The organism is Alteromonas sp. AWM4_230, from assembly GCF_056158305.1.
Window position 1 is genome coordinate 249,083 of record NZ_JBSWTB010000001.1, and the last position, 11,649, is coordinate 260,731.

Consider the following 11,649-nt stretch of genomic DNA (forward strand, 5'->3'; position numbering starts at 1 on the left):
AATGCGCCGCAAACTTAGAAGGACGAGAGTTCGATAATATGCTTCTGTTCACGCGCCCACTGCCAAAATTAAAAGCAAGTGCTTCGGCTTTCGATCAGGCGGGCATTGAAGCGGTAGGGGTAGCCACCTCTGATATTATTGATATCTCATCTGAACGAGAAGCCGCGGCAGAGTATTTAGCCCTAAATACAGTAAACGCAATTATTGTTACCAGCGTATACGCTGTGAATAGTGTTATTTCGGGGCTGCGTGACACAGCCACCCCACTCCCTTTGATTATTGCCGTTGGCGATGCCACTGCGCGCAAACTGCAGGCTGGCCTTGAAACGTTTTCTTCGGCGAATGTTGTTACTCCAAAGGTCCATACATCCGAAGGTATACTGGCAATGCATCAGCTTAATGAGGCAAACTGTAAGCATGTCGTTATTATTAAAGGTGAAGGTGGACGAGAAGCCATAGCAAAAGGATTAGACGAAAAAGGTATTTTAGTAAATAGCTTTTGCGTTTATAAAAGGGAGCAACTTACACGCCCAGTTTGCACAAAACGTTGGAAAATGGGCGAAGTTAGCGGCATTATCGCTACAAGCGAAGCAATGGCACTGCAACTGATAGAACAATTTGGTAACGCTTTGTTAGCCTTTAAATGGTTAACAGTGAGTGACCGAGTCGCCCAAACCCTTAACAGTAAAGGTGTTAAAGAGGTAGCGGTATGTCAGCGAGCCACCGATCAGGCACTCATCGCCTGGGTAAAGGATAACTGGGAGTATTGAATGGCCAACAATAATGAAAATAGCCCACAAAAAGAGGAACTCGTAAAAGTGGAAGCTGAAAAAGAAGTAATTGAGTCTTCTGCCACGCAGAGTGAATCGACTGAGACTGGCGCTAAGAAGAAGAAATCATCAGGCAATGGCCTGCTATGGTTCGTTGTAATCATTTTGCTCTTAGCCGTAATAGGCATGGCTGGCGCGGGCTACTGGTATTACATGCAGCAGCAATCGGCTAGCGCAGATTCTACCAACGCACAGCAAAGCAACACGGCAAAGTTAAACAATATCGAACGCGAGCGTAGTGACATCTTAGCGACGCTAGAAGACGTGTCGCGAACGAATAAAGCCTTACAAGATACGGTAGATGAACTTAAGTCCGAGAACGAGAAACTTAGCTTACAGGCCGAGTCTACCCTTCAACAGCTTAATAATATGGAAGGTCGCCGCCCTGCCGACTGGCTAATTGCAGAAGCTGACTATTTAGTTCGTATGGCGGGCAGAAAGCTTTGGCTGGAGAACGATGTTCGCACAGCAATCTTACTGCTAGTTAATGCGGATAAACGCTTAAAGTCTTTGGCCGACCCGTCGGTGCTACCCGTTCGCGCTACGCTAGCTGAAGATATTCAAACCCTTCAACAGCTAAACCCGGTGTCGCAAAGCTCAGTGGCGCTTGCGCTTACCGGCATGATTGCACAAATTGATAAGCTTCCCCTTGATACTTTTGAGAAGCCTGAAGACGCTAACGCAGAAGACACCACCTTGTCTGAGTCGGCTGACGACTGGCAGGACAACCTTGCGAAGGTGTGGCGTTCGTTGGTAAATGATTTTCTTACCGTTAAAACTATTGAAGGCCCGGTTGAGCCAGTACTTTCATTAGAAGCGCAGTTCTTGGCAAAAGAGCAGCTTCGTCTGCAGCTTATGCACGCACAAACCGCCGCACTTCAAGGCGATGCTGGCCTTTACAGCCAATCACTTCAATATGCACAAACGCTGCTTACAGAAAAATACGATACTGAAAAAAGCCAGGTAACCGGCTTTGTTGATGCACTTCAAAACCTAATGGCTACCGATGTATCGCGTCCAATTCCAACAGAGCTGGCATCACAGAAACCGCTAGAGCGTTTATTGGATAGCCGTGTTAAGCAGGTGTTCGGACAAGGAGCAAGTGCACTATGAAATGGTTAGCTATTGCCCTTGCGGTATTAGCCGCATTCGTTGTTGCACTCATTGTTGGACCAATGCTACTTGGCGATAAAGGTTACGTGCTTATTTCTCTTGGCAGTACAGCCATTGAAATGACAGTGATCAGCTTTTGTATTTTGGTCATTGGCGCCGTTATAGCCTGGTACGTGTTATCCCGTTTTGTTTTGTGGGCGTTAAGCTTAATTACAGGCTCACATAAATGGTTCGGCACCTTAGGTGAACGTAAGCGCAAGCGCGCGTTTTACGATGGCTTGCACGCCATGGCCGCTGGTGATTTTGATTCGGCGCAAAAAGCATTAGGCAAAACCACCAATGGTGATTTTGAAGGTGTTAACTACTTAGCCTCAGCGCAAATTGCCTTTGCCAACGACGACCTAGCCAAAGCCCGGTATTTTCTGGTTCAGGCCACGGACTTTCCGAAAGCGAAAGTAGCGGCAACGGTAATGCATGCACGCATTGATGTAGCTGAAGAAAAGTTTGATGCAGCACTCGAAAAGCTTAACGAACTAGACGAGCAAGATCGTGACAACAAGCAGGTTGTGCAGTTAAAAGCGCAAATTCTTGCCAAGCTAGGTAAGTGGCAGGTGCTTCAAGAGAATTTATCGGGCTGGCGTAAAGCCTTGCCTAAAGCTGACTACACCGCGTGGAGCCAGCGTATTGCTAAAGGTAAGTTTGCAGAAATTGCCAGTAAGCAAGGTGCAGTGGAGCTTAAATCGTATTGGGACACACTGCCTCGCAAATTACGTCACGACGACGCTTATCGTGCCGCTTATATTCAGCAATTGCTTGACCAAGGCATGCATGCCGACGCACAAAATTTACTAGTTGAATGGCAAAAACGTGGGCCGAACAGCGCGCTATTCCCGCTTTTCACGCAACTTAATATTCCTGATGCATCGCCATCATTACGTTTACTTGAAAGCTGGATAAAGCAAGACGAAGAAAACGTTGAGCTTTATTCCACGCTAGGTCAAGTGGCGTTCAACTCTGGCGACGATGTGTTGGCGGAAAAAGCATTGCTTAAAGCCACTAAAATGCAGTCGCGCAAAGAAGATTTATTGCTTTTGTCTGCAATTAGCGAACGCAAGCACGACACAGCCACTGCACTTCAGCTTTATAAGGAAGGACAGCAACTAGCTAGCTAAATGAATATTCGTTTAGCTTTCTGGTAGTACTTGTAATCCAACTAAAGTTGAAGATATAGTAAAAGGGAATTCTCAATTCGGGCTGTTTCAATAAAAAACAGCCCGAGCTGAAACAAACAACTTGTCGGAGTGCTTCACTGTTAACCCAGTAAGCTGAGACCGCGAAAGTGGGATCCGTAGAACCTGATCAGGCTAATACCTGCGAAGGGAACAAGAAAATACAATGTGCACAATGTTAAACCGAGGTTTAGCGTTGTGAAGCGAAGTTGTTTTGCTGTTGATGATACAGACACACCCATTACGGTGTGGCTAGTTACTCAAGGTAAACTGCTCAAGTTTATCATCAAGTGAATATCAACGGTGTAAAGGGCTGTAATCACCAGTACCTTCACCAACAATCTCGCTAAAGTAACGGGCTTATCCCCTTCTACACTTACACTTTGTATTCTCCTTCACTCCTGACAAGCATTTTTAGAACCTAAATTTACAAGGTAAAATGCTATGTCGAACAGACGCGAACAACGCCAACAAGCTCAGCAATTCATAAATGAACTAGCGGGCGAAGCTTACCCCAATTCCACACGCCACTACGAGTGTGGTAGCCGCAACGATATCCGCGTGGCCATGCGCCTTATCCACCAGCACGATAGCCTAGTCGGTGGCACCGAAGAAAACCCTATCTTAGAGCCGAACCCACCTATTCCAGTGTATGACACCTCAGGGCCCTACGGCGACCCGCAAGAAAACATAGATGTACATAAAGGTTTAAGTCCGCTTCGCCAGAAGTGGATTGAAGAGCGCAGCGATACATTCGAGCTAGAAGGCGTATCATCAAGCTTTGCAAAAGAGCGTGAAAACGACATTTTTACCGAAGATTTCCGCTTTCTCCGCAGCCGCAAACCACTAAAAGCAAAAGCAGGAAAAAACGTCACTCAGCTTCACTACGCAAGACAGGGCATTATTACCCCTGAAATGGAATACATTGCCATTCGTGAAAACATGGGCCGCCAAGCTATTAAAGATGCGGAGCTAACGCAGCAGCACAAAGGCGAGCATTTTGGCGCGAATTTGCCCAATACCATCACGCCTGAATTTGTTCGCCAAGAAGTAGCCGCAGGCCGCGCCATCATTCCATGTAACATTAATCACCCCGAACTAGAGCCAATGATTATCGGCCGCAACTTCTTGGTGAAAATTAACGCGAATATTGGTAATTCGGCTGTGACGTCGTCTATTGAGGAAGAGGTAGAAAAGCTGGTGTGGTCAACGCGCTGGGGCGCCGATACCATCATGGACTTATCTACCGGCAGAAATATTCACGAAACCCGCGAGTGGCTGCTGCGAAATAGCCCGGTACCTCTTGGCACCGTACCTATTTACCAAGCGCTGGAAAAAGTAAACGGTGTGGCTGAAGACTTAACCTGGGAGATGTTTAAAGACACCCTAATTGAGCAGGCCGAGCAAGGGGTAGACTACTTCACTATTCACGCTGGCGTATTGCTAGAGTACGTGCACCTTACCGCAAAGCGGGTTACTGGCATTGTATCTCGCGGCGGTTCAATCATGGCGAAGTGGTGTTTAAGCCACCACCAGCAAAGCTTTTTGTACGAACACTTTCACGATATTTGCGAAATTTGCGCGAAATACGATGTCGCGCTATCGCTAGGTGACGGTTTGCGGCCAGGTAGCGTGGCCGATGCCAACGACGATGCGCAGTTCTCTGAGTTACGTACCCTTGGTGAGCTAACTAAAATTGCATGGGAATACGATGTTCAGGTCATGATTGAAGGCCCTGGGCATGTGCCAATGCACATGATTAAAGCGAACATGGAAGAGCAGCTTAAGCACTGTCACGAAGCGCCGTTTTATACCCTTGGCCCGCTTACCACAGACATTGCACCTGGCTACGATCACTTCACCTCAGGTATTGGTGCCGCCATGATTGGTTGGTACGGCTGCGCGATGCTTTGCTACGTAACGCCTAAAGAGCATTTGGGTTTACCTAACAAAGAAGACGTAAAGCAAGGGCTTATTACCTACAAAATAGCGGCCCACGCTGCTGACTTGGCAAAAGGCCATCCCGGTGCGCAAATACGCGACAATGCTATGTCGAAAGCGCGCTTCGAGTTTAGATGGGAAGATCAGTTTAACTTAGCACTTGACCCTCACACTGCCCGTGCCTATCACGATGAAACCTTGCCGCAGGCTTCTGGCAAAGTTGCGCATTTCTGCTCTATGTGCGGCCCAAAATTCTGCAGCATGAAAATTTCTCAGGAAGTACGTGACGTCGCTAAACAAGCAGAAGCCCAAGAGTTTGAGAAAGAAAAAGGCATGAAAGACATGGCTGATGCGTTTAATCAATCGGGCGCTGAGCTTTATCACACTGCAGATAGCAAGGTAGAATTGCAATGATAAACAGCCACCTAACCACACCCATACTAGAGCCACCTAGCGCAAGGCTGCCGGTGGTATGGTGTATAGGCGGCGTTGATTCAAGCGGTGGCGCGGGTATAACCCGCGACGCCATCACGCTTGCCGATTTAAGCGTTCATGCCTGTGTGCTCACCACACAACTTACTGTGCAATCAAACCAGCATCTGCTTAGTACAGAAAGCATGAGTGCATCTGCGTTAAACCAGCAGTGGCAAGTGCTTTACGAAGATACGCCACCACGCGCTATTAAAATTGGCGCTATCGCAAACGATGAGCAAGCGCTTTTACTTTGTGCACGTATTCAGTCGTTAATAAAGCCTCGCCCGTTTGTGATATGGGACCCTGTGCAGTCTTCTTCATCTGGCGGCATATTAAGCGATTTAAGCGAAAGCGTTGTTGACGAGTTGCTGAACACAGTAGATTTGGTTACCCCAAATATCGACGAGCTTGCTTGGCTGTCTTACTTACCAGTAAACGACGATACAGGCCTAGCTTCAGCAATAAACCGGCTAATAGGAAAAGGGGCAAAGAGTGTTTACGTTAAAGGCGGCCACGCCGAATGGCAGACTCAGGCATATGACACCTTTGTTTGTGCCTCGCACACCCTTAACTTTAGTCAGCCGATAATCAATAACGGTAAACTTCGGGGTACTGGCTGCATGTTAGCAAGTGCGATTGCAGCTTTTATTGTTAACGACTATTGCATTGAAGATGCGCTCACCCTAGCTAATGCTTATGTGTGTGAAGTAAGGCGAAAGACCCTTTGCGAGCCTCATTCTGATAGCGCTAAGGCGTACAGTCATGGGGCTAATTTGCCCACGTACTTCCCGCGAACTAACGGTTTTCCCGCCCACGCCGTAAGTTTTCCAAAGGTAAATTTTCACCAAGGTAGCGCTGTTTTTCACAATAAAGATTTGTGCCTAGAGAGTTTGTCGAACAGCGACCTCCCCTCAGAAAGTGTGCAAGGTAAAGTAGCCCGTTTCCCTACACTCACTCATACGAACCTAGGCATATACCCCGTAGTAGATAGCGTTGAGTGGATAGCGAGGCTTTGGCCAACGGGCGTAAAAATCATTCAGCTAAGGGTGAAGGAAGGGCCACAACAAGACATTCGCCAACAGATAAAAGAGGCCATTGAGTTAGTGGAACACACCAATTGTCAGTTATTTATTAACGACTACTGGGAGCTAGCCATAGAGCTAGGGGCTTATGGCGTACATCTAGGTCAAGAAGATCTCGACACTGCAGATTTAAACGCCATTCGCAATGCAGGACTAAGACTGGGCATTTCAACTCATGGATTCGCTGAGATTCAGCGGGTTCGCGCACTAAACCCTTCTTACATTGCCCTTGGTCATATCTTTCCAACCAATACCAAAGACATGCCGTCTAAGCCCCAGGGTATAGAGCGATTGGCAAAATATGTGAAGCTGTGTGAAGGCATACCCACGGTTGCCATTGGCGGTATTAACTTATCGCGTATAAGTGACGTGGCTGAAACCGGTGTTGACGGTATTGCCGTGGTCAGTGCCATTACACATGCGGAGCATCCGCTGGAAGCCTACCAAGCATTGGTTCAGGAGGCAGGTTTTGCATAGTCAAACAGCACATCGTACCGCTACAGTCTCAGTCAATAACGCTTATGGCTCACTTAATACCGGTAACAGTTCATTCAATAACGCCAGTAGCACAGTTACTCCCACCAATGGCTTCGCTAGCGCCCAGATTGAACATCAAGACATACGCCGCTACAGCAGGCAGCTCTTGCTCGACTGTATCGACCACGACGGCCAGCTTAATTTAGCAAACGCACACGCCGTTGTTATTGGGCTGGGCGGTCTAGGAAGCTTAACCGCCCGCTATCTAGCTGGCGCTGGTGTTGGCAATATCACTTTGATAGATGGAGACACTGTCGATATCAGTAACTTGCAGCGCCAAGTTAGCTACAACGAAATGCACCTAGGCGAACTTAAAGCCAAATCTCTATATAACGAGCTTCGAAAAGTTAATCCTCACTTAAACATACAGTTTAAAAGCAAGTTTGTTGATAGTAATAACTTACCAACTTTAATTTCATCAGCCACTTGTGTATTGGACTGCACCGACAACATTAGGGTAAGGCGCCAGATTAATGCTGCGACCTACTACGCCTCTATTCCGCTTTTTATCGCAGCCGCCAGCGGCCTTACATGGCAAGCACTTAATTTGCCGCAAAACTCAGCCGCCTATGGTTGTTACGAATGCTTAGTCAATAACATAACCGTACGGGAAGACTGCGTGAGCAAAGGCGTACTTGGCCCTGTTGTTGGTATGGCCGCTTGCCATCAGGCAACACAGGCTTTGTTGTTTTTAGCAAAAGGTTTCCATTCCGACATTAAGTGGGGCCACTACCTAACTGGGAATGCAGGCCTTGGTTCGCTACAAAGCTTTGCGTTGCCCCCCTCTTCCACCTGCGAGGTTTGCAATGACGCAAATTAAAGTAAACGTAAACAATCAACCTATGAACGTGATTTCGCCCATCTCACTTAGCGAGTTAATTGCCCTGAAACAACTGAATGACGACGGTACCGCCATTGCTAGGAATGCTGCCATAGTAAGTAAAACAGAATGGCCGACCACTTATCTTAAAGATAACGACACCGTTGATATCTTCACCCTAGTTGCAGGAGGCTAATATGCTAACGCTTGCAAACCACACCTTTTCATCACGTCTTTTAACCGGTACAGGAAAGTTCAGCAACGCCGCCACGATGAAAGACGCGGTGGCCACTGCACAAAGTAACATTGTTACCCTGGCAATGAAGCGCGTGTCGACTAATAGCAAGCAGGACGAAACGCTAACGGCGCTTCGGGAATTAGGGGTTACACTGCTACCCAACACCTCGGGGGCTAAAAATGCCCAAGAAGCGATATTTGCCGCAGAACTTTCTTATGAAGCGCTAGGTAGCCCATGGATAAAGTTGGAAATTCACCCCGACCAACGCTACTTGCTGCCCGACCCAATCGAAACTCTTCAGGCCGCCGAAGCTTTGGTAAAAAAAGGATTTCACGTGCTGCCTTACTGTGGCGCAGACCCCGTTTTGTGTAAACGCCTAGAAGAAGTAGGCTGCGCCGCTGTTATGCCATTAGGCGCTCCTATAGGCAGTAATCAAGGCTTACAAACTAAGCCTTTTTTGCAAATTATTGTTGAACAAGCCTCTATTCCGGTCATTGTAGATGCAGGTATTGGCAAGCCCAGTGAAGCCATGGCGGCCATGGAAATGGGCGTAGACGCAGTATTAGTAAATACGGCTATTGCAACCGCTCAAAACCCTGTAGCCATGGCAGAGGCCTTTGCAAGCGCTGTAGAAACAGGCCGAAAAGCGTTTGAAGCAGGACTGGGGGCCACCAGCAATTTTGCACAGGCATCAAGCCCGCTTACTTCCTTTTTGGAGCCTGCGGTATGAAGGTAGCGCAAGCGCTAATGCAGCAAGATTTGTCGCATTTTGCTTTATCGATAAACAGCAAAACCGCAAGTGACGTAGAGCGAGCATTGGGTAAAGAATCACTTTCACTCGATGACTTTATGGCGCTGATCTCACCTGCCGGATCACATTACTTGGAAGCCATGGCAAGTCGCGCGCAGGCACTCACCCGTCACCGTTTTGGCAATACCATGCAGCTTTTTGTGCCCTTATATTTGTCGAACCTGTGTGCCAACGAGTGTACCTATTGCGGCTTTACCATGAGTAACAAAATAAAGCGCAAGACCCTATCTATAAGTGAAGTGCTTACCGAAATCGAAGCTATAAAGGATATGGGCTTTTCTCAGGTTTTGCTGGTTACTGGCGAACACGAAGCCAAAGTGGGCATAGACTATTTTGAGCAAACCCTTAGCGCCATTCGCGACAAGGTAAGCTACCTCATGATGGAGGTGCAGCCATTAAAAAAAGAGCAATACGAAACCCTAAAACATCAAGGGTTAGATGCTGTTTTGGTATATCAAGAAACCTATTCGCCCCAGCACTACGCCAGCTACCACACCAGAGGTAAAAAGCAGGATTTCTTATGGCGATTAGAAGCCAGCGACCGCATAGGGCAAGCCGGTATAGATAAAATAGGCATAGGTGCGTTACTTGGTTTAGGAGACTGGCGGGTTGATAGCGCTATGACCGCCCTTCACTGCAAATTAATCCAGCAGCACTACTGGCAAAGCCGTGTATCTATTGCTTTTCCGCGCCTTAGAAGCTGTGAAGGTAATAGCAGTGGCGGCAACGCTCTTACCAATAACAAACTACCTAACGAACGTGACCTGCTGCAGTTAATTTGCGCCCACCGCTTGTTTAACCCCCAAGCTGAATTATCACTGTCTACTCGTGAGTCGGCAGTATTCAGAGACGGCGTAATGCCGCTTGGCATCACATCGATGAGTGCTGCGTCACAAACTCAGCCAGGCGGCTATAGCGAACCCTCACAGGCTTTAAATCAGTTTGATATAGACGACAGCCGCTCGGTACCAGAAGTGGTAAACGCGATTGCTAGGAAAGGACTAGAGCCTGTTTGGAAGGATTGGATGCCCTTTGAAGTACGAGCATAAATGTTTCCGTTGAAGCAGCAGTTAAACGCTGCTTTATCACGCATTAAAAGATTAGTTTTTTTAGGGCAAAACAAATAAAAAATTTGTTTTGCTTTCATGTAAAACCCTCCGTAGAATCCGCCCAAATTTTAGCCAGGCACGTTACCTATGTGTCTGGCTTTTTTGTCTTATTTATTTCATATTAGAGTTATCAAAACTTAAGGGCAGTGCGTTGGATACCGTTGAATTTATTCAAATTCGTAGATTTATAGTGAAGCTTGGCAAAATGCTGCACAAGTATGGTACCCCTGCGTTCCGTCTGGAAGCTTACCTAGGTGAAGTCGCTCAGTATTTAGGTGTGCACGCGTCATTTATTTCTACCCCTACATCGCTTACTTTTGTTATCTGGAGCGACCGTCACGAAGACGAATACAACCACTCGGCGCGATTGCAGCCAGGCGATTTGGACATGAATGCGCTGTCGCTAACCGACGAATTAGCCAGCGAGCTACTATCGGGAAACCTTTCGCTAGCTGAAGCCGATAAGCGCCTAAATGAAATAGATGCGATGGGCAGCCCCTACGGTAAATTATCTACCGGTACGGCATTTGCCATGGCCACCGGTGCATTCGCTATGCTAATGGGTGCAAGCTGGAGCGAAATAGGTTGGTCTGCTGCGCTGGGAATTGTGGCCTATTTGTGGACGTTATGGGCAGAGCGCTCGAAGCGTGTAAACCTAATGCTAGAGCCTGTTACCGCATTTGTAGGCGGCATTTTAACCTGTGCCATTAGCCAGTATGTGAGCCCAGGAATTAACATTCCCTTAGTTGTGCTTTCGTCAGTCATTGTATTTGTGCCCGGGCTTGCGCTAACTATGGGCCTTGCAGAGCTTTCATCTCGCAATATGGTGTCGGGCACGGCCCGTACAATGGACGCTATTATGCAGCTATTTAAACTGTATTTCGGTGCGTTTTTGGGTGTATCAGTAGGCTTTAGTGTATTTGGCGAAAACGTGTATACCCCTGCTGAATCCCTGCCCTATTGGGCAACCTGGCTTGCTGTGTTTTTACTTTGTATTGCGCTAGTTGCCATATTTAGAACCCGTATTAAGCACATACCTTGGGCACTGGCAGCTGCGTTTATTGCTTATAGCGCTACCGCGTGGAGCTCCGATTACATGAGCCCTGGGCTTGGTGCATTCGTAGGCGCATTTGCCCTAGGCATTTTTGCTAATGCGTTCACCCGCATTGCCGATCAGCCAGCCACCATTGTTGCAATGCACGGGCTTATTGTGCTGGTGCCGGGTTCTAAAACCTATATTGGCTTGAACTCGTTCATGACCGGCCAAGACTTTGTAAAGGCCGACCATTTGGGCCAAGAAGTGTTTCTGATCTTTATGTCGCTAGTGGCTGGGCTTATCTTTGCTAACGTAGTCGTGCCCACCAAAAAGGCGCTATAACATTAATGCAGTAAACTGAGGGTTTCGCGTTAGAGCGCGACTGGTACCATTAGGCTGCGCCCACTTGCAAGCGCAGCCTAACAAGTG

10 protein-coding genes and 1 riboswitch are annotated in these 11,649 nt (G+C 47.6%); all 10 genes read left to right on the forward strand.

Annotated features, from left to right (window positions below; genetic code table 11):
- Positions 1 to 38 precede the first annotated feature (38 nt).
- The 10 genes from ACXACS_RS01040 (at position 39) to ACXACS_RS01085 (ending at position 11,562) form a co-directional block, all read left to right on the forward strand.
- Positions 39 to 770 (forward strand): uroporphyrinogen-III synthase, encoded by a 732-nt coding sequence (locus ACXACS_RS01040; protein WP_474802988.1) that lies wholly within the window; start codon positions 39 to 41, stop codon positions 768 to 770.
- A complete protein-coding gene (locus ACXACS_RS01045; protein ID WP_474802990.1) occupies positions 771 to 1,943 on the forward strand; it encodes a uroporphyrinogen-III C-methyltransferase in 1,173 nt (390 codons plus the stop codon).
- Positions 1,940 to 3,115 carry a heme biosynthesis HemY N-terminal domain-containing protein gene (locus ACXACS_RS01050; protein WP_474802992.1) on the forward strand — a complete coding sequence of 392 codons (1,176 nt, stop codon included), beginning with the start codon at positions 1,940 to 1,942 and terminating at the stop codon, positions 3,113 to 3,115. The genes ACXACS_RS01045 and ACXACS_RS01050 overlap by 4 nt, the downstream gene beginning before the upstream one ends.
- Before the next feature lie 115 nt (positions 3,116 to 3,230).
- Positions 3,231 to 3,342: riboswitch (TPP riboswitch) on the forward strand.
- A gap of 274 nt (positions 3,343 to 3,616) precedes the next feature.
- Positions 3,617 to 5,527 carry a phosphomethylpyrimidine synthase ThiC gene (gene thiC, locus ACXACS_RS01055; RefSeq protein WP_474802994.1) on the forward strand — a complete coding sequence of 637 codons (1,911 nt, stop codon included), beginning with the start codon at positions 3,617 to 3,619 and terminating at the stop codon, positions 5,525 to 5,527.
- On the forward strand, positions 5,524 to 7,146 hold the full coding sequence (thiE, locus tag ACXACS_RS01060) for a thiamine phosphate synthase (protein WP_474802996.1): 1,623 nt from the start codon (positions 5,524 to 5,526) through the stop codon (positions 7,144 to 7,146). The genes thiC and thiE overlap by 4 nt, the downstream gene beginning before the upstream one ends.
- Positions 7,147 to 7,273: 127 nt before the next feature.
- Entirely contained in the window at positions 7,274 to 8,026 is a 753-nt protein-coding gene (locus ACXACS_RS01065) for a HesA/MoeB/ThiF family protein (RefSeq protein WP_474809180.1), read from the forward strand.
- Positions 8,013 to 8,222 (forward strand): sulfur carrier protein ThiS, encoded by a 210-nt coding sequence (gene thiS, locus ACXACS_RS01070; RefSeq protein WP_474802998.1) that lies wholly within the window; start codon positions 8,013 to 8,015, stop codon positions 8,220 to 8,222. The genes ACXACS_RS01065 and thiS overlap by 14 nt, the downstream gene beginning before the upstream one ends.
- Position 8,223: 1 nt before the next feature.
- Positions 8,224 to 8,994 (forward strand): thiazole synthase, encoded by a 771-nt coding sequence (locus ACXACS_RS01075; protein WP_474803000.1) that lies wholly within the window; start codon positions 8,224 to 8,226, stop codon positions 8,992 to 8,994.
- Complete coding sequence (gene thiH / locus ACXACS_RS01080; RefSeq protein ID WP_474803002.1) at positions 8,991 to 10,124, forward strand: 2-iminoacetate synthase ThiH; 1,134 nt, start codon at positions 8,991 to 8,993, stop codon at positions 10,122 to 10,124. The genes ACXACS_RS01075 and thiH overlap by 4 nt, the downstream gene beginning before the upstream one ends.
- Before the next feature lie 211 nt (positions 10,125 to 10,335).
- On the forward strand, positions 10,336 to 11,562 hold the full coding sequence (locus ACXACS_RS01085) for a threonine/serine exporter family protein (protein WP_474803004.1): 1,227 nt from the start codon (positions 10,336 to 10,338) through the stop codon (positions 11,560 to 11,562).
- The last annotated feature ends 87 nt before the right edge of the window (positions 11,563 to 11,649 follow it).